Origin of the sequence: Bradyrhizobium sp. SUTN9-2 (assembly GCF_003122645.1) — a bacterium.
Taxonomy (GTDB): Bacteria; Pseudomonadota; Alphaproteobacteria; order Rhizobiales; family Xanthobacteraceae; genus Bradyrhizobium; species Bradyrhizobium yuanmingense.
Window position 1 is genome coordinate 2,222,133 of sequence record NZ_LAXE01000001.1, and the last position, 17,860, is coordinate 2,239,992.

17 protein-coding genes and 2 pseudogenes are annotated in these 17,860 nt (G+C 57.9%); 16 read left to right on the forward strand and 3 right to left on the reverse strand.

Annotated features, from left to right (window positions below; all coding sequences use genetic code 11):
* From tnpC to XF30_RS10450, 3 genes and pseudogenes are all read left to right on the forward strand, one after another.
* Window positions 1–636: IS66 family transposase (tnpC, locus tag XF30_RS10440; protein ID WP_109142613.1), on the forward strand; the 636-nt coding region annotated here is incomplete at its 5' end.
* A gap of 78 nt (window positions 637–714) precedes the next feature.
* Window positions 715–1,413 (forward strand): annotated as a pseudogene (locus tag XF30_RS10445) (DDE-type integrase/transposase/recombinase); the annotation flags it as partial.
* Window positions 1,414–1,921: 508 nt separating this feature from the next.
* The gene (locus XF30_RS10450) at window positions 1,922–2,317 is read left to right on the forward strand and encodes a Rieske (2Fe-2S) protein (protein ID WP_109142614.1); all 396 of its coding nucleotides are present in this window, start codon (window positions 1,922–1,924) and stop codon (window positions 2,315–2,317) included.
* Between the two features lie 9 nt (window positions 2,318–2,326).
* Here XF30_RS10450 and XF30_RS10455 read toward each other — a convergent pair whose 3' ends face one another.
* Window positions 2,327–2,917 carry a hypothetical protein gene (locus XF30_RS10455; protein WP_109142615.1) on the reverse strand — a complete coding sequence of 197 codons (591 nt, stop codon included), beginning with the start codon at window positions 2,915–2,917 and terminating at the stop codon, window positions 2,327–2,329.
* A gap of 249 nt (window positions 2,918–3,166) precedes the next feature.
* On the opposite strand from XF30_RS10455, the gene XF30_RS10460 reads away from it, so the two are divergent.
* The 9 genes and pseudogenes from XF30_RS10460 (at window position 3,167) to XF30_RS10510 (ending at window position 10,467) form a co-directional block, all read left to right on the forward strand.
* Entirely contained in the window at window positions 3,167–3,487 is a 321-nt protein-coding gene (locus XF30_RS10460) for a HesB/IscA family protein (protein WP_109142616.1), read from the forward strand.
* 321 nt (window positions 3,488–3,808) lie between these two features.
* Window positions 3,809–4,978, forward strand: coding sequence for a cysteine desulfurase NifS (gene nifS, locus XF30_RS10465; RefSeq protein ID WP_109145647.1), 1,170 nt, complete (start codon window positions 3,809–3,811; stop codon window positions 4,976–4,978).
* Window positions 4,979–4,983: 5 nt separating this feature from the next.
* Window positions 4,984–5,205 (forward strand): putative nitrogen fixation protein NifT, encoded by a 222-nt coding sequence (nifT, locus tag XF30_RS10470; protein ID WP_109142617.1) that lies wholly within the window; start codon window positions 4,984–4,986, stop codon window positions 5,203–5,205.
* A 550-nt stretch (window positions 5,206–5,755) separates the two neighbouring features.
* A complete protein-coding gene (gene nifB / locus XF30_RS10475; protein ID WP_192893096.1) occupies window positions 5,756–7,315 on the forward strand; it encodes a nitrogenase cofactor biosynthesis protein NifB in 1,560 nt (519 codons plus the stop codon).
* A 10-nt stretch (window positions 7,316–7,325) separates the two neighbouring features.
* On the forward strand, window positions 7,326–7,550 hold the full coding sequence (locus XF30_RS10480) for a 4Fe-4S binding protein (protein ID WP_109142618.1): 225 nt from the start codon (window positions 7,326–7,328) through the stop codon (window positions 7,548–7,550).
* Between the two features lie 331 nt (window positions 7,551–7,881).
* Window positions 7,882–8,196, forward strand: a complete 315-nt coding sequence (locus XF30_RS10485) for a nitrogen fixation protein NifZ (protein ID WP_109142619.1) — start codon at window positions 7,882–7,884, stop codon at window positions 8,194–8,196.
* The gene (locus XF30_RS10490; protein WP_109142620.1) at window positions 8,193–8,432 is read left to right on the forward strand and encodes a nitrogen fixation protein NifZ; all 240 of its coding nucleotides are present in this window, start codon (window positions 8,193–8,195) and stop codon (window positions 8,430–8,432) included. The genes XF30_RS10485 and XF30_RS10490 overlap by 4 nt, the downstream gene beginning before the upstream one ends.
* Before the next feature lie 14 nt (window positions 8,433–8,446).
* Window positions 8,447–8,806 (forward strand): DUF3024 domain-containing protein, encoded by a 360-nt coding sequence (locus XF30_RS10495; protein WP_109145649.1) that lies wholly within the window; start codon window positions 8,447–8,449, stop codon window positions 8,804–8,806.
* A 1,313-nt stretch (window positions 8,807–10,119) separates the two neighbouring features.
* Window positions 10,120–10,467, forward strand: a pseudogene (locus XF30_RS10510) ((2Fe-2S) ferredoxin domain-containing protein).
* Window positions 10,468–10,887: 420 nt separating this feature from the next.
* On the opposite strand, the gene XF30_RS10515 reads toward XF30_RS10510, so the two are convergent.
* A complete protein-coding gene (locus XF30_RS10515; protein ID WP_502696083.1) occupies window positions 10,888–11,619 on the reverse strand; it encodes an OmpW/AlkL family protein in 732 nt (243 codons plus the stop codon).
* 462 nt (window positions 11,620–12,081) lie between these two features.
* The gene (locus XF30_RS10520; RefSeq protein ID WP_109142622.1) at window positions 12,082–12,495 is read right to left on the reverse strand and encodes an ArsC/Spx/MgsR family protein; all 414 of its coding nucleotides are present in this window, start codon (window positions 12,493–12,495) and stop codon (window positions 12,082–12,084) included.
* A 568-nt stretch (window positions 12,496–13,063) separates the two neighbouring features.
* Here XF30_RS10520 and nifH point away from each other — a divergent pair.
* From nifH to nifW, 4 genes are all read left to right on the forward strand, one after another.
* Window positions 13,064–13,948 carry a nitrogenase iron protein gene (gene nifH / locus XF30_RS10525; protein ID WP_027571409.1) on the forward strand — a complete coding sequence of 295 codons (885 nt, stop codon included), beginning with the start codon at window positions 13,064–13,066 and terminating at the stop codon, window positions 13,946–13,948.
* Between the two features lie 148 nt (window positions 13,949–14,096).
* Entirely contained in the window at window positions 14,097–14,891 is a 795-nt protein-coding gene (locus tag XF30_RS10530; protein ID WP_192893098.1) for a nitrogen fixation protein NifQ, read from the forward strand.
* Between the two features lie 339 nt (window positions 14,892–15,230).
* The gene (nifV, locus tag XF30_RS10535) at window positions 15,231–16,451 is read left to right on the forward strand and encodes a homocitrate synthase (RefSeq protein ID WP_244609089.1); all 1,221 of its coding nucleotides are present in this window, start codon (window positions 15,231–15,233) and stop codon (window positions 16,449–16,451) included.
* A gap of 400 nt (window positions 16,452–16,851) precedes the next feature.
* A complete protein-coding gene (gene nifW / locus XF30_RS10540) occupies window positions 16,852–17,193 on the forward strand; it encodes a nitrogenase stabilizing/protective protein NifW (protein WP_109142623.1) in 342 nt (113 codons plus the stop codon).
* Window positions 17,194–17,860 lie beyond the last annotated feature (667 nt).

Sequence of the window (17,860 nt, forward strand, 5' to 3'; positions counted from 1 at the left end):
ACGCGGCCGATTACGCCGGCGTTTTGCTATGCCCATGCACGACGGGGCTTCTTCGAGCTGGCCGACATCGAGAAAAATGCTCGGCAAGGTAAGAAGGGCAAACCGGTCTCTCCGATCGCACTGGAGGCGGTCGGACGCCTGGATGCATTGTTCGAGATCGAGCGCGCCATCAACGGCCGCGGCGCCGAGGAGCGGCGTGCCGTGCGCCAGGAAAAGAGCAAGCCGCTTCTCGAGGACATGCACGCCTGGTTGCTGCGTGAGCGCGAAACCCTCTCGCGCTCCTCCGAGGTCCTGAAGCCTATGAATTACATGCTCAGGCGCTGGGACGACTTCGCCCGCTTCCTCGACGATGGTAGGATCTGCTTGACTAATAATTGTGCCGAGCGCGCATTGAGAGGCATCGCCTTGGGACGGCGCAACTGGACCTTCGCCGGCAGCCAGCGCGGCGCCGACCGTGCCGCCATCATGCTGACGATGATCACGACCTGTCGCCTCAACGAGGTCGATCCCAAGGCCTGGCTCGCCGACGTCCTCGCCCGTATCGCCGATCTTCCCACATCGCGTCTGCACGAACTGCTGCCCTGGGAATGGAAGCTGGGCCAAGCCGGCAAGCCCGCCGGTCAGCAGGCCGCCTGACCTTCACGCAACGCCATCATAGAGCTCGCCGGGCCCGCGCGCACGCGTCAATCGGGCGGTCTTCATCGTATGCCTACTCTGCAGGCGACCATTCCCCATCTGACGCGGTCATCCTTGCACCGTTGCCTGCAACGCCATGGGATCAGCCGCCTGCCCGAGGTCGCCGGTGACAAGCCTGCCAAGCAGCCTTTCAAGGCCTATCCGATCGGCTACTTCCATATCGACATCGCCGAGGTTCGCACTGAGGAGGGCAAGCTCTACCTCTTCGTGGCGGTGGACCGCACCACGAAGTACGCCTTCGCTCGGCTGATGCAGAAGGCGACCGTTGCCACCGCCAGGGCTTTCCTCAACGGCCTGGCCAAGGCTGTCCTCTACAAAATCCACACCGTGCTCACGGACAACGGCATCCAATTCGCCGACCTGCCCAAGAACCGATCGGGTCCAACCGCCATTTGGCGCGGCCATCCTTTCGACCGGACCTGCAGGGAACATGGCATCGAGCATCGTCTCACCAAGCCCTGCCATCCTTGGACCAACGGTCAGGTCGAAAGGATGAACCGAACACTGAAAGAGGCAACCGTCCGGCGATACCACTATGAGACCAAGCGCCAGCTCGAAGATCACCTCGGCGCCTTCCTGGACGGCTACAACTTCGCCAAACGGCTGAAAACGCTACGTGGTCCCACACCCTACGAAGCCATCTGTACAGCTTGGGCAAACGAGCCAGACCGCTTCCGGATCGATCCCATCCACTTGACCTCGGGACTGAACATCTAGTGTCATTCATTGCGTATGGCTCTCCTCGAGAGGTTTTGGCAGGCGTAGGGGAGCCGCTTGCAGGGTAAAGTGACTGAAACAGCAGCAGCGGGCCAGAAGACGGACATTTCGCCGTTCCATGCGCGGGCGCAAGGGCTAGCCTAAGGGGGCGCATGTTCGCCGCGTGCGCCCCCATTGCGGGCTGGGAGCGAGCGTTCACTTTCTGAAAAAGGCACTTGCGATGCTGCGATGAATACTCCATCGCAGGGCATTGGAACCGGGGCTTCCGCAGCGTGGCGATTGGCGAGCAGCAAAGAGCAGTTGTCGAGTTTAGCGGTCCTGCAAATGGTCCAGAAAGGTTGGAGCTGCAGCTGCGCACCAGGCATGGAAAGGGCAGCAAAGGCTCAATGCTCCTGCGACGGCGAAGCTTGCGATTGCAGTGCCGGAAACACGGTCCGGCCCTTGTACACTTCTTGCACGTTGATTGCACAACGACAATGAAAAGCGCTTTGCAACAACCGGGTGATGAATGCAGCCAAATCCCATCTATGCAATTTGCGGCTTCAACGACATTCCGAGCCGCCAAGCCATGGGATTTCATCTTATGGTCGTCGAAGATGACGGCAAGCACCGGCCGTGGTCCATCATCGTGGTGCGCTGGGGCAAAAAGGTGCTTGGCTATGTCAATAAATGCCCGCACAACAGCGTCAGATTGGACTGGGAGCAGAACCAATTCCTCGATCCTTGCGGCACCCGGTTGATGTGCGGCAAGCACGGTTCGACCTTCGAACTCGGCACCGGGCGGTGCGTCGAAGGTCCATGTCAGGGTAGAGCGCTCACGCCGATCGCGTTGGCAGTTCTGGATGGCGATATCTGCATCGTTGGTGTGCATCTTGTCGAAGACGATGCATGGGCAAATAACTGAAGACTGCGCTTAGACCGGCCGGTTCTCGTTGCGATTTTTCACGGCTTCCATCCTCTTTAGCCCGTCGTCATACGAGATCTCCTCACACGACAGATCGAGATCCTTCGTGGCATCGAGGAGGCAATCAAGCTTACCCCGCGGATCGAGCTTCTTGATATCATCCTTGTTCAGCCCGACCAGGTCCATCATCTCCTTCCAAACAGTGGATTCATCGCAGGGTAAGACGTGGAAGTTAATATCGCCGAACTTCACTCTGTACTTCGCCAGCAAATCGATGTTGTTGCAAAACATGAAGTAGCTGCCGGTTTGGCTTAAGGTGCCGTCAAGGACAGTCGCGACGTCAGCAAGATACGCAAAGGAGTGTAGGTAGCCGGCCAGGACCGGAATAGTGTGCTCTCCGTCCTGCGCGAACGTTAGAACCTGCTCGATCGAATAGTCCGGCGGTCGCTTCTCGTCCGCGACCTGAGTCTGGAACTTCAGTGCGACGTCGCCACGAAAGCCGAACCGGCCCGGCTTGGTAGTCGCACCTTTGAGTACGGCGTTAAGCAGGCGGCCCTCCTTCTCAAGTCTGCCAAGTGCGGTGTTCTCGATTGCAGTCATCAAATGCGTCCTTGATCTAAGCTCTTCACCGACCCCTTGGTCGTCCGGATGCGATGCAAATTGCCTGCCGCCGCAGCGTAGCGGTCTAGCTTGAGAAGACAGCGCGTCATTGGGTCGCCCCGCCTCAAGTAGCTTGTAAGGAACCCGACACCCGTTCCAAAGCCAACGTGCGAAGGCGCGCATCAACAAGCGTCTGCGCGCTGGCACGTGACTTGCTCTTGGTTACGTTCAAGCTGCTGAGGGAAAGACGTGATCAACCTGACCGATAGCGCAGTGAATGCGATCAAGAGTGCGATGTCATCGTCCACGCTCCCGTCCGGCGGTCTGCGCGTCATGATTGAAGCAGGCGGCTGCAGTGGGTTCAAATATAAGATGGGTCTTGCCGAAGAGCCGAATCCTGACGACACCGTCATCGAATGCGATGGCCTGAAGGTGTTCGTGGATAACAAGAGCAGCGATCGTCTAATCGGTACGACGATCGACTTCGTCGTGGCGCTGGAGGGCTCTGGATTTACCTTTCACAACCCGAACGCTACCGCGAACTGCTCCTGCGGGAAATCGTTCCGCTGATGAAAAACATTGTTCAGGTGATGAGGAGAAAACGTCGAAGTCCGCCGGTCGAGCCAAAGCAACTGAGGCAATCGTGGTCCACTACAACAAAGCGGGAGCGTCGCATTCGCGGCGCGCTCGAAGATATCATGCCTCATTCTACACGGTCGCGACTGGCAGCTGATTGGCATCGATGGCAGCATGTTCATGGCGAGACTGGCCGGTGCCTGTACGTCGTGTAAGCTTTCGATGGCGAGCGTGGGACGTACGCAGGCGCGGCACGTGGGTAAAATCCTCGGATTGGTCAGCTAATCCTCGTTTCTGGTACTCGTGGGCAGTGGATTGAAAGATCGCGTGCCGATTTACCTCGATAACAATGCAACGACACGGACTGATCCGTCTGTCGTGAAAGCGATGTTGCCGTTCTTCACTGAGAACTTCGGCAATGCCTCATCCAGGCATGCCTTTGGCAACGACGTCGCAGTTGCTGTGAGGCAGGCCCGGCGAAGCCTGAGGGACCTGTTAGGCAACGCATACGATCGTGAAATCGTCTTCACCTCGGGAGGGACCGAAGCCAATAATGCGGCGATCCTCTCTGCGGTGGCGACGCAGGAAGAGCGAGACGAGATTGTCACCACTTCGGTTGAGCACTCCGCTGTACTTGCGCTAACTCAGCAATTAATGACAAGGGGAGTCAAGACGCACATAGTACCCGTAGACGCTTGCGGTCGGCTCGATATCGAGGCATTTCGCTGCGCGCTTGGGCCACGCACAGCCATTGCCTCCGTTATGTGGGCCAATAACGAGACCGGAACGCAATTTCCTGTGGAACTTCTGGCAGGATTGACGCGTGAGGCGGGCGCGCTGTTTCACACAGATGCGGTCCAGGCAATTGGTAAGGTGCCTTTAAACCTAAAGGAAAGCGCGATCGACATGCTGTCGCTATCCGCGCACAAAATGCACGGCCCCAAGGGAGTCGGCGCGTTATATTTGCGCAAAGGGACCAAATTCCGACCGTTAATCTGCGGCGGATCACAGGAACGAGGGCGCCGCGGCGGGACCGAGAATGTTCCCGGGATCGTCGGCCTGGGAAAGGCTGCCGCCCTTGCGGCGGAGCGGCTTGAACCGGAGCGCGTTCGCATTGGCGCTTTGCGCGACCGCCTCGAACATGGAATCTTGCGCAATGGGGAGTGCGCTGTGCTCGGCGATGTCAGCAATCGGTTGGCGAACACGGCCAATATTGCCTTCGACCATCTCGAAGGCGAAGCCATCGCCCATCATCTCGATCAGGCGGGAATAGCCGTGTCGCTCGGATCAGCCTGCAACTCCGGTTCAATGCAGCCATCGCATGTTCTGTGTGCTATGCAGGTGCCGACGTGGCGGATGCACGGCGCCGTGCGCTTTTCTCTATCGCGTGAGACCTCGTTGGCGGAAGTCGATAAGGTCGTGTGCGCTGTGTCCGACATTGTAGCTCGCATGCGCGCCGCCTCCCGCGGCACAGCTAGGGAGTAGTCCTCGTGAAAATAATGATCCGCCGGTCTCCGGAGGGCCTGTCCATCTACGTGCCAAAAAAGGATCTCGAGGAGAAAATCGTGGAATCCGAGTACGAGACGCTATGGGGCGGCTGGATCAAAGTGGCTAATGGCTGGGTGTTCGATTTGCCTGAGATGGCGAGCGACACCCGGTTGCCGATCACAATCAATGCGAAAAAGCGGGACGAGACCGGGCTCGATCCGTGAAGACACTCCCGCACTGCCAGACGCATTGGCCGGCTTCTTCGCCAGCAAGTTTGCGCCGCCGCAGCAAGTTAAGCGCAATGCGGTCAGCGGCGACCCAGCATACCGACATTAGCAAAGATAGTGCTGCAGCAACGGAATTGATGAAGCAGCCAATCGCTCGATCAGTCGAGCCGCGCCCCGTCGCTGAGAGTTCATTACGATAGCTGGTACCCATTACTGCCCTTGTCGAGCCGGGATTCCCAGCGCGTATCGGGCCTGCGAGAGCCGCAATGCGGCAAACGCATTCGATCGAGCCGGGTTCGGGTGAGCTTAGTGCGAGAATGAATGCGGAAGGCACGGAGCTCTGGGTGAGAATGGCGACTTATCTGTCGCTTTGCCAACAAGCTCATCATTGCTGTTGTGGCATGCGTCAGTGGTAACGTCGCCTAGCTCGTGGCCTGCGGCTGCAATTGCATCAATCTGGCCATGGCATGCAAGTTGCTACCGAGCACCTTGAGGCGCGCTCAAGGATGGTCCTAGGAGGGCGACGATGTCTCCAGGGAAGAAGCGAATGAACGCTGTCGTCGGACGCGGAAAATATGTCAAAGCTACGGTAGATCACCGCAAGATGATGCAGCCCGCCACCGATCATAAGACCTGCTGCGCTTTGTCCAAGACCGGTCAGGCGAGCTTCGGCTCGAAGGCCAGCCAAGGCGGTCTGCCAAGCGAAATCTGGGAAAAGGTCAAAAATCATCCCTGCTATAGCGAAGACGCGCACCATCATTACGCTCGCATGCATGTCGCTGTCGCGCCGGCCTGCAACATTCAATGCAATTACTGCAACCGAAAATACGACTGCGCTAATGAATCGCGTCCGGGCGTGGTGAGCGAGAAGCTCACCCCTGAGCAGGCAGTGAGAAAAGTGCTCGCGGTCGCGACCGCCATTCCGCAGATGACGGTGCTTGGCATCGCTGGACCGGGCGATGCTCTGGCCAATCCAGCAAAGACGTTCGAAACGTTTGAGCTGGTCTCTAAGGCGGCCCCCGACATCAAGCTGTGTCTGTCAACCAACGGACTCGCACTGCCGGAATATGTTGACACCATCGTCAGGTCCAAGGTCGACCACGTCACCATCACCATCAACATGGTTGATCCCGAAATCGGGGCCGAGATTTATCCGTGGATCTTCTTCAACCACAAGCGATACACGGGCATCGAGGCGGCAAAGATACTCACTGATCGCCAGCTGCAAGGCCTCGAGATGCTTAGCGAACGGGGTATTTTGTGCAAGGTAAACTCGGTGATGATCCCCAACATCAATGATGAGCACTTGGTAGAGGTCAACAAGGCGGTCACGTCGCGCGGTGCCTTCCTTCACAATATCATGCCGCTGATCTCCGCACGCGAGCATGGCACAGAATTTGGTCTCAAAGGTCAGCGCGGCCCGACGGCGCAAGAACTGAAAGCGCTGCAAGATGCTTGTGAAGGGCAGATAAACATGATGCGGCATTGTCGCCAGTGCCGCGCCGACGCGGTTGGTCTACTCGGGGACGATCGCACCCCGGAGTTCACCGCTGATCAGGTGATGAAAATGGACGTCCAATATGACCTAGAGATACGCAAGGCTTATCAGCAAAGGGTTGAGAATGAGCGCGTCTCCAAAGCCGAGGCCTGCAAAGAGGAGCTTGAGAAGCTTTCCGGAGAGATCAGCGCGATCACTCTTCTGGTGGCGGTGGCAAGCAAGGGGTCGGGGTTGATCAACGAGCACTTTGGGCATGCAAAGGAATTCCAAGTGTACGAGCTTTCCACATCCGGCGCCAAGTTCGTTGGTCGACGCCGTGTGGAGGTTTACTGCCAGGGCGGTTATGGCGAGGAAGATAGACTTCCCGCCATCATGCGCGATATCCGTGACTGCCATGCAGTCTTCGTGGCCAAGATTGGCGGGGGCCCGAAAAGCAATTTGATCAAGGCGGGCATCGAGCCGGTCGATCAATTCGCCTATGAGTTCATTGAGAAGTCGGCAATCGCTTGGTTCAGATCCTATCTCGACAAGGTGAGGCGCGGGGAAGTCCAGCATGTAGAGCGCGGCGACGCCGCGATTCCGCTGGGAGATCGGATCTCCGCGGCGTAAGGGGGAATATGTGCCGTTCAAAATCATCGCCTCGCAGTGTACGGGCTGCTCAGCCTGCGAACCCTTATGCCCGAACGGTGCTATATCGGAGAAGGAGGGAAGCTTTTTCATTGAAGCGGCGAAATGCACCGAATGCGTTGGCCATTTTGACGAGCCGCAATGTGCAGCCGCCTGTCCGGTCGACAGTACCTGCGTGGTTGACAGGTCCTTGCCTCGCTATCAAGCGCCAGATTAAAGCATGAGGTCTCATGAGCGGCAAGGTAAGACCTGGTGTTGAATCCGTAGCAAGCGTCGCCCTCGTCGCAGGCGCCTGGGTTCGCGCCCTCCGGGACGACGACTGCCCTGCATTGTCCTGCGGTGGTGCTACTGGGCCGGCAGCACGGCCTGGCGGCATCCTGGCGGTGCGAGGGCGCTTCGTAGTACGAGAGCGGCCTCCGAGGCAGCCCTCCCATGGTCGATGTGATTGACGATACGGCCCGTGAGCACGAAATGATTCAGAGTGTCGCCGGCGTGAGCTAGGCGGCGTCTCTGCAGTTCTAGAGTGAGCGGCGCATGAGGAGGGGAATATGGATAGCATTGTTCGCGACAGCGACATCGTCGAGCTCAACGACGCACCCGTCTTCAGCTTTGGCCAAAAGCTCCGAGCCAATCGCACCATCCGAAACGATGGGACCTATCCCGGCAAGGAGATTGGTGACGTCTTAGTCAAGAAGGGGGAGGTGGGTTACGTCGTCTCGATCGGCACTTTCTTGCAGCAATTCTACATCTACGGTGTGGAGTTTCTGGACAGCGGCCACCGCGTTGGCATGAAACGCAAGGAACTAGAGCCGGCCGACATCTGCGAGAAGATCGATGATCTGCCATTACCGGAGGAGTCATGACTCAGCAAGGCGTTCCGAAGTATCGACGGGGCCAGCGAGTCAAAGCCGCAGTCGACCTCACCAACGATAGCTCATTTCCGAACGCGGAGCCCGAGGGAGTGTTGCTCACCGCCGGAGCAGCCGGCGAAATCATCAAAGTCGCTATCCACACCGAAGCGAACGTGCCGGTCTATATTGTCGATTTTGGTGAGGCGCTGCTCATCGGCTGTCTTGAAGAAGAAATAACAGTGCTTTGAAGGAGGCTTTCGCCATGAATGCCGCGCTGATGAGGAAAGCAAAGACGGGGCTGCTGCCTCACCCAAACGAGCTCGATCGCAAACGAATTGAGCGCGGCTTGAGCGCGCGTAAGCGCTATCTTTACGTCTCGCCGAAAGTGGCTCCGGTGAGGGGCGGCTACCTCGTCGAGAGCCCTTGTTGTTCGCGCAACATCGACGCAGATGGCGCTCTCATCGATGTCGCCCTAATTCGTTATGATACCGTCAGCGGTATCTGGAAGCTTTTTCGGAAGAATCATGCCCGGGGAATCTGGGAATTTTACAGCCTTTACCTCCGCTTGCCCTCTGCAATCGACGAACTGAACGCGGATCCTGAGCGTCTGTTCTGGCAATAAGGGATCAGCCCTTTGGTCGAAGAGAGGCCCCGATGGCGTTCACCGCGAAAGAATTGATCGAAATCGAACGACGGCCACTTGCTGCGGCTGGAGCCGACATGGGCCCTTTTGTTGGGCTGCGGCGCCGTTTTTCGCAGGTTTCTTGGAGTCGCTGTGATGCGTCAGAGTTATCGGATCAGCCGTTTCCGACAATTGTCTCGTCTCGATCTTCATATGCTCGCTCGATCGGATCGCTGCGTGCGGATTGCGGCCGACTAGCGTCCTGCTGGCCAAAAGGACTTGTGCGGCGAGCACTGAATTTGCGGAGTGTCCGCTGGATGGGCGCACACCTATCATCGCAAGAGACGAGCAAGCGGACCAAGGATACGTGCTTTGTACATCGTGATCCACAAGAATGCAGGACGCGCTGGATGCCACCGGCGCCATGTACTCGACCAGGAAAGGGAGGAGAGAAATATTCCAGGCGAGCGCGGAGAAGGCCTGCTCAATCATAAAAAGTCTCGGCGTCCAAGGCTCGGCTTGAGGCCTGCGCCGAGTGCCAGAAGCCAAGCACGTTATGATCGAGATCGTCGGTCTCCTCGGCCCGTGATCGTTAGTGTTACCAAATAGGGATCGTATGAACTCGCAAGAAATCGTCATCCACGTCCGCTTCGCCCCGAACGGGAGGGTGATACAAATCAGCGAGCGTCCGGCCAAGCTCACGCCAGACCAATGGTTTGATGTCCTCAACACCCGTGCCAGCTCGGCTTATCGGCCGCTCACTCGTGGCCGCGGGATCTTTCGGCTGAGCCGGACTGCGGTCGACGTCTTCAAGCAGGAAACTGCGAGGCCGAGATGAGCGAACAGAAACCGCGGGATTTGATGAGCGAATGGGTCCGAGGGTTTTTGGAGTCTTTCCGGTCGATGCCATTGAGCTGCGAGGCCATGGGCTTTTGGCCTATCGGTGACCGCTAATAGAAGCGAGAAGCGAACGACATTGTCCCCAACTTCGGCAATAATTGCGAGGCGCGCCGTCCAAAGCAAAGGGTCGTTGCAGAAGCGAACGCTGGTGTGCAACTTACCTTAACTTCGTGAATAAGCGACGAGTGGATAAACAAATCGACATGACAGCAGAGAGGTTGGAATTGATAGGGAGGCGGCTCGGGGACGCCCGGGTATCTATCGCTCATCTTTGGCGACGACAACCGCTATGGCGCCAGCTCATCGCGCCTGTTTCGCAAGCGCGGCTGGGAATCATGGTGCGTTCAATCGTAAGAGACTATTGGGCATTATGTGCTCGCACCTCATTACTTCAGCATCAAAAGAGGACGCGCATGAACTCCGAAAAAGTAATGGAGCTTCCGCAGCTTTATCGGCATCATGTCTTTGCCTGCAACACGCAGCGTCCACCAGGGCATCCCCATGGCAGTTGCGGCGCCTCAGGCGCGCAAGCCTTGTGGGATCGAATGGGCTAGGCGATCGAAGCGCAAGGCCTCAACGATATCGGTTTCACGATGGCGGGCTGCCTTGGATTTTGTAACTCTGGTCCCTTGCTTGTCGTCTATCCCGGCGGAATCTGGGACCGCGTGACCACGCCTGAGGACGTTGACGAGATCGTCAAATCCCACCTCAAGCAGGGCAAACGCGTCGACCGCTTTGTGATGGTGCTGGCGACCACTTGACCGGACCCGCAAGCATGGACGGCGTGCTCGTCCAGGAGCTGCTCGGCCGCTCGGAGCTCGGATCGTCTGAGGTTGACCGTCCAACTCGAGCTCCGGGTCGCTAACACTAGGTCATTGTCATGGGCGCGGCACATCGCCTCTTATGAGGCCAAATACGCCAAGTGGCTCCTTTGCGAGGCGCGCCGAAGCAATAATAGATTATAACGCGCCGATCTGTTCGTGTATAGTCACTACGTGCCGCCCGATCCGTAGCTCACAGCGAGAGCAATGCTGGGAATGATTGTCTGCCTCTGGCCAGCTGACGCGGCGACGACGTGTCAGCCGGCTCCCCACTGTACACGGTGAGGGTAGGAGACACGCTTGACGCGCTCGCAGCGTCCGAGTCGATCATACGGAATCTCCCTGACCGTGTTCTCGCCCTCAGAACCTGTAAGCGACGCCGCCGCTGACGAGCCATGGGTCGATATTGGCGCGCCCGGTGACGGCGACCGCATTGTTTACGGTCGCGGAGTACTCCGGCCGCAGCCACAGCTTCTTCACGTCCAAGTTGAGGCCCCAGTGACGGTCAAGCATATAATCGAAGCCGAATTGGACCGCCGCGCCGAATTGGTTTCTGATGTGTAGATCCGTGACGGTAACGCCGCCGAGCGACAAATTGGCTGCCGATTCGTTGAAGAATGCAGTGTAGTTGATGCCCGCGCCGATATACGGCTTCAGCGGGCCGAAATCGGTGAAGTGATATTGCAGGGTTAGTGTTGGCGGCAACAGCCAGGCGGTGCCGATATCGAGTCCCGTGAGTGCGCCATTGCCGTTGATGTGATGGCGAGTCGCGCCGAGAATAAGCTCAGCGGACACGTTTTCTGTGAAGAAGTAGGTGATATCGAGCTCTGGTATGGCTCGCTCGCTGAGCGAAAGCCCCGAACTCGGTGACGACAGCGACGGCGTTCCGGCAACGTTGACTGAGCTACCTGCGGTATCCGGCAGAACGCCGAGCACGCGCAGGCGGATCATCCAGGGACTGGAGGCCGCAATTGCAGGCGCTTTGTAGTAGGTCGGCGCCGGGCCCAGATCCGCACCTCGGACCGAATTGCTGGCCAACGAGCTCGCCAGCGCGATGACCGATGCCCTCGCCAGAACTGTTAGTACTCTCATCGAAGTCTCCATTCCAAAACTCGCGCGAGCAGCCGCGCGAGATCTCTGTCACACATGAGGAACGGAGTAGTATTTGATACCAATCAAAATCGAAGCGACTTAGGACAATTGTCCCGCTGAGTTGTATTAGGATCACGGCTGCGAAACATGTTCTGTTTTGATCGTTATTCAATCCAGTAGTCAGTCAAACGAATGCTTTGAAGAATCTGCTTCGCGGCGTTGGCGCTCCGATCCAAGGCGGGCCGCGGAGGTATAAAGGTTTACAGAGTGCGGCTACGTCTCTCACACGTTTACAAAGCGGAAGCGGCATTCCAGTGGAATACCGGCGATGCCGCGCGCTACGAGCAATCACTCGCGCGCCGTCTTGGCGGAGGTTCCCGCGGTTACCCGCGTGAAGCTAGCCGAAGTGAAAAACCACACTGTTTTGCCTCGCTCGTGAGCTGGCAGGGCCGCTCAGCGTCTTCACGCCTGACGGCAGGGCGCGCACTGTCCTTCGTGCAAGCATACCTCGAGATCATCTTGCGTCTTGCCGCCGAGCAGCGACAGCGCTGGCTCACGATTGAGGCCGGCACTTCGTGTCCCGTCTAGGTCGATCAGCGGTCGTCGTATCAGGAGCGGATCCCCTACCATCAATGCGAGTGCGCTTGCCGCGTCGATAGCATCGGGATTGACTTCGCCTGACTTGATACGGGCCGCGGCTCGGTTGAACCAGGAGCTAACGGGCATCTTACGAAAGAAGCTACGCAGTTCGTCCGCATGCCATGGCTGATTCAAGATGTCTTTCACGACCACGTCGTGGCCGGCGGTCTTTAGCGCTTGCACTTGGCGCGCGTTATTTGCGCAGCCGGGCTTCTGATAAACGATGATTGTCGCCATGGCCTACCTATGTAGGGGTGCTGAGCTGACTGAGTGGCAGGCCGCTGCGGCTACCGCGAGCCCATTCGAAGTTCTTCGGTATGATATCTGCGCACCAAGCGCCGTTCCGCACTTGCAACACTTGCCACTGGTCCGCCAAGTTTCGAGTCCGTCCGGCATATTCATTCTCCCGAAATCGGGCGGCTTGCGAGAGGAACAGCAAGTTCCGTTCCACAACTGGAGAGATCGGAATAGATCCCGTGATTCCGGCTTTTGTCGTTGATGTTTGTGGTTGTTTGTTTGTTTTCCGACAGCCGCGCAGATCGCGTCACATCCAAGACAACAAACGATCACGCGCCGGCTGGGTGGCTTTTGTAAGCGTAGTCAGAAGCTTGATGTATGGAGTGAGGCGCTGGCACGGCTGTTGCTAATGAGCTGCAGCAACACTGAGTGAGGGCTGAGTGCACGCCGACGCCCAAGGCGAGCGATGCGCTCCTTCCCTTGAACCCGTGTGCCCCCGCTTCTGTGAGAGAACCAAGCTCGCACAAGAAGCGCGCAACTTTTGGCAAATCGGTTGATGGAGAGTAACATGTCTTCACTGAGACAAATCGCGTTCTACGGCAAAGGCGGCATCGGCAAATCCACCACTTCGCAGAACACGCTGGCGGCGCTAGCCGAGATGGGTCAGAAAATCCTGATTGTAGGATGCGATCCGAAGGCGGATTCGACCCGCCTGATTCTGCACGCCAAGGCGCAAGACACGATTTTGAGCCTTGCCGCGAGCGCCGGCAGCGTGGAGGACCTAGAACTCGAGGACGTAATGAAGGTCGGCTACAAGGACATTCGCTGCGTGGAGTCCGGTGGTCCTGAGCCAGGTGTCGGTTGTGCCGGCCGCGGTGTCATCACGTCGATCAATTTTCTGGAAGAGAACGGCGCCTACGAGAACATCGACTATGTTTCGTACGACGTGCTTGGCGACGTTGTTTGCGGCGGCTTTGCTATGCCAATCCGCGAGAACAAGGCGCAGGAAATCTACATCGTGATGTCCGGTGAAATGATGGCGATGTATGCCGCCAATAACATCTCCAAGGGCATCCTGAAATACGCGAACTCTGGCGGCGTGCGGCTGGGCGGGTTGATCTGCAACGAGCGGCAGACCGACAAGGAGCTGGAGTTGGCAGAGGCGTTGGCCAAGAAGCTAGGCACTCAGCTGATCTACTTCGTGCCGCGCGACAACGTGGTGCAGCATGCAGAGTTGCGGAGAATGACGGTTCTCGAATATGCACCTGATTCTAAGCAGGCTGATCACTATCGCAATCTTGCAACCAAGGTTCACAATAATGGCGGCAAAGGCATTATCCCCACCCCGATCTCCATGGATGAACTCGAGGACATGCTGATGGAGCATGGCATTATGAAGCCCGTGGATGAATCCATCATCGGCAAGACCGCGGCCGAACTCGCAGCCTCGTAAAGGTCGCGCGTCACGGCGTTGTAAGGGCGCGTGACAGATGCCGGTCTCCCACACTATTCCTCCCTGGAGACCGGCATACTGACGCTCGACCCTCATGAAATGACGAATGCGCAGTCGCGAACCTCGCCATTTGAAAACCCGCAGAAGTATGTCCGAGCCGCACATCGTTCCGTTCATCACTGCTTGTGCCGTTGATGCCGCCAACCAGTTCCAAAGCGGAATTGGGATCTACCGCCTGCTCACCGGCGTGCCTCCTGCGGATGCCGATATCGCGACCGACAGCAATCTCGATCGCCATGTCCTGGCGTCTATCCTGGCGGCTGCCACGATGGATGGTGGCTCCCTTCCTGAGAAGGTTGGCCTGCCTGGCTTTGAATTGGCGGCCTTACTGGAGCAGTACTTCCCCACAACCGAGATCAAGCCCGCGGAGCGGGTCTCGCCCATCAAGTGGGAAGAGGACGAGGAGATCGCAATGCTTCGCGATCTTTTGCTCACACAACGCTCGACGGAGGGGGATACTGGCTGCTGGCTGGCTTCGATGATCGCGCGCCGCGCGATAGAGCCGGACCATCTGTGGGAAGCTCTCGGTTTGCGCAATCGTGGCGAACTCTCTCGGCTGCTGAGCCGTCATTTCGCGCCGCTCGCCGCGCGTAATGTTAATAATATGCGTTGGAAGCGCTTCTTCTACCGGATGCTTTGCGAGAACGAAGGTTCTGTGATGTGCACGACACCCGTGTGCAATCAATGTAGCGAATTCGACATCTGCTTCGGTGAAGAACGCAGTGAGAGCCGAATGGCCGAGCGCCGGCGCGATCTGTTGTCGCAGGCGGCAACTGGGATAGCTGTCGCCGGCGACCGGTCATCTCAAAGGCCAGAAGAGCCGGCGATTGCGCCGTCATCCGAGAAAGCCTCGCCCGATTTGGTAAGCCGCGCGGGACGTTGAGGGCGCGGCTGACGCGGTTTCCATGCGAATGAGTGACCATGTGTTCAAGACCGCGGCGGCTCCCAAGTGCTCGGCGACAATTCTCACATCCTGGCGAGCCGCAATTGCTAACGTTCGTACACGGCGTAGCAACAGGCAAGGCGTCCGCTTCATGACCTGTTGCATTTGCGACAATTCATTTGCTCAACAAGGTCGAGGACGGAAGCGGTAGAGTCGTCAATTGGTTGGCCGGGACGGCAGGCTGGCATGCTGGTTGCTCAAGCGTAGGTAGGTCAAACAATGAGTAGCTCTTGCGTGACTGCCGCCAACACCGCCGCCAAATCGTCATGGTCCGACCAGGTGCGCGCCAAGACCACCGTGCTCAACGACACGACATTGCGCGACGGCGAGCAGGCACCTGGCGTTGCGTTCACCACAGAGGAAAAGCTGGCGATCGCGCTGGCGCTGGCGCGGGCCGGAGTCACGGAGATCGAGGCGGGAACGCCGGCGATGGGCAAAGAGGAGATCGCCGCCATCCGCGCCATTGTCGAAGCAGATCTTCCGCTGACCACCATAGGCTGGTGCCGGATGCGGGAAACTGATGTCGACGCGGCGATCGAAGCAAAGGTGTCCATGATCAATATGTCGATCCCGACCTCCGATGTCCAGATCGCGGCCAAGCTAGGTGGTCATCGCGACCTGGCGCTAGAACGGGTGAAGCGAGTGGTAGGCTATGCCTGTGAGCGCGGACTTCAGGTCGCCGTCGGTGGTGAGGACTCCTCCCGCGCGGACATGGAGTTTCTCATCAAATTGATGGCGACTGCAAAGGCCGCGGGCGCGCGTCGCTTTCGTATTGCAGATACGCTCAGTGTGCTTGATCCCGACGCAACCTACGCGCTGGTCGGAAATTTGCGTGCGACTACCGATCTCGAACTCGAATTTCACGGTCACGACGATCTAGGACTCGCAACCGCGAACACGCTCTCCGCCATCAGGGCTGGCGCGAGCCACGCCTCAGTGAGCGTCATCGGGCTGGGCGAGCGAGCCGGAAATGCACCGCTCGAGGAAATCGCGGTCGCCCTCAAGCAGCTCTACGGGGGCGAGACCGGCATCATATTCACGGAGCTCGAGAACGTCGCCACGGTGGTAGCAGCCGCGGCCGCACGTGCGATTCCTATGAACAAGGCGATCGTCGGACAGCATGTATTTACGCACGAATCCGGCATTCATGTCGCTGGCCTTTTGAAAGATCAGCGCACCTATCAATCGCTTGATCCCGCCTTGCTTGGCCGCTGCAACCGCTTTGTGTTCGGCAAGCATTCCGGACTTGCGGCGATCACCGCGTTACTGGATGAACTGCAGCTCGTCGCCAGCGACGATCAAGCCAGGCAGATCCTGTCGCAAGTCCGCAAATATGCCATCGAGCACAAGCTGCCGGTCGAGCGCGAAACCGTGGCGGCGATCTGGCGCGACGTGTGCGGATGCTTGGCAACCACCCCGCGTGAAGAGCCGTGTCCAGCAACGTTTGCGTCGACGCTTCGCAAACCGACGCGCCGCAAGGACAGTGTCCGATGTCGCTGATGACGCGAGCGGCGTCCAGCTTTCGCACGTCAGATCCCCTGGCGCGATCTCACCTCCAGATCTTACTTCCCGTTCCGCCATGCATGCCGTGATCTCCTACGCAATGACCAGCCGTCCCCGGTCTGCCAATCGGCATCTTTTCGCGTGGCTAGTTTCTGGTCCGACGATCGTCCGGACGAGCGTCAAGCTAGATCGTGGTGTGGTCATTGATCCCGGATCTTCATCGGGACTGGCTTCGTCACCGGCGGACCTGCCGATCTGGGCAGCGAAGTTGAGAGCACCACTTTCCGGAGTCAGAGCGTGGCGATGCGCATCAGCTGTGCGAGGCAGAACGGCAGCAGTCAACAGGCGCCACCCCATCTCACTGACCGTCCAGAGCTAATCCGAAGGAGAATTTTCGATGATCAGCTCATCCATGTCCGCCGGTATCCTGGGTCGGCTCAGCAAGGCCTCCTCGGCAGAGGAGTTTTTCTCGCTGCTTGGCGTCGATTACGACCCCAAAATCGTGAATGTCGCGCGCCTTCACATCTTAAAGCGTATGGGACAATATTTTGCTGAAGAGCAATTTACTGGCGCCGAGGAGCCGGAAATCAGAGCTAGGTGCAAGGCGATACTGGAGCAAGCCTATGCAGATTTCGTGACATCGTCACCGATCGATCAGCGAGTGTTCAAGGTTTTAAAGGATGCCGTCGCAGACCCTAAGAAGGCCGCGGCCTTTGTCCCGTTGAGCGAGTTGGAGTGATCTAGCGTTTCACTGTAAGCGAATTGCGACCGACCGGCGCCGAGGCGATCCGATATTGTGGCCTTCTCTTTATCGTGCTCAACTATCTGAAGCAATGACCGGAGCGGCGGTTGTCGTATTCCCGACCCATGTCTGGACTGCTCGTGTCGACGGTATCAGCGGTTCGTTGAATTGTGTCGCAGGCCATTACTTTAGACTGGCTTTCAATGGTCTTTGCGACTGGTACGACACTTGCTGTTGTCCTGCCAATCAATGCCGACAGATGGCAGTTGACCGCGATGAGTTCGAAGGAGGACCTATAATGCTGCTTTTACGACCTGCTGAGACCCGCGCTGCCATTTCGAGGCCCATAATCACGCTAGCTCCCTTCGAAGCCGATTTTGACGCGATCAAAGCTCTGTAGCGTCGGTGAGATGCTGGTCAATGGATAAGTCTCCGGCTCGCGTTAGTCCTGCAGTCTGTATGCACAACATCATCTGCATCAAATCGGTCCTCAATCCCGCTCAGATTTGTGCCCATCTCATGGCTGATGGGAACTGTGCCACGAAGAGCACCAGCTTCGGCCTATACGGGGTGCTTTCGTTTGAGGGGCGGCATGGACTACGTGATAGAAGTGTTGCCAGGATCGCCCTCGTTTGCACCGTTAATGTGGAATGGTTGGGCCGAA

What these genes read in the sequence shown, in the direction of transcription:
- XF30_RS10450 (WP_109142614.1), top strand. Translation starts at nt 1,922, where the DNA reads ATGCAGCCAAATCCCATCTATGCAATTTGCGGCTTCAACGACATTCCG.
- XF30_RS10455 (WP_109142615.1), bottom strand. Translation starts at nt 2,917, where the DNA reads ATGACTGCAATCGAGAACACCGCACTTGGCAGACTTGAGAAGGAGGGC.
- nifB (WP_192893096.1), top strand. Translation starts at nt 5,756, where the DNA reads ATGAACGCTGTCGTCGGACGCGGAAAATATGTCAAAGCTACGGTAGAT.
- XF30_RS10485 (WP_109142619.1), top strand. Translation starts at nt 7,882, where the DNA reads ATGGATAGCATTGTTCGCGACAGCGACATCGTCGAGCTCAACGACGCA.
- XF30_RS10490 (WP_109142620.1), top strand. Translation starts at nt 8,193, where the DNA reads ATGACTCAGCAAGGCGTTCCGAAGTATCGACGGGGCCAGCGAGTCAAA.
- XF30_RS10495 (WP_109145649.1), top strand. Translation starts at nt 8,447, where the DNA reads ATGAATGCCGCGCTGATGAGGAAAGCAAAGACGGGGCTGCTGCCTCAC.
- XF30_RS10515 (WP_502696083.1), bottom strand. Translation starts at nt 11,619, where the DNA reads ATGAGAGTACTAACAGTTCTGGCGAGGGCATCGGTCATCGCGCTGGCG.
- XF30_RS10520 (WP_109142622.1), bottom strand. Translation starts at nt 12,495, where the DNA reads ATGGCGACAATCATCGTTTATCAGAAGCCCGGCTGCGCAAATAACGCG.
- nifH (WP_027571409.1), top strand. Translation starts at nt 13,064, where the DNA reads ATGTCTTCACTGAGACAAATCGCGTTCTACGGCAAAGGCGGCATCGGC.
- XF30_RS10530 (WP_192893098.1), top strand. Translation starts at nt 14,097, where the DNA reads ATGTCCGAGCCGCACATCGTTCCGTTCATCACTGCTTGTGCCGTTGAT.
- nifW (WP_109142623.1), top strand. Translation starts at nt 16,852, where the DNA reads ATGATCAGCTCATCCATGTCCGCCGGTATCCTGGGTCGGCTCAGCAAG.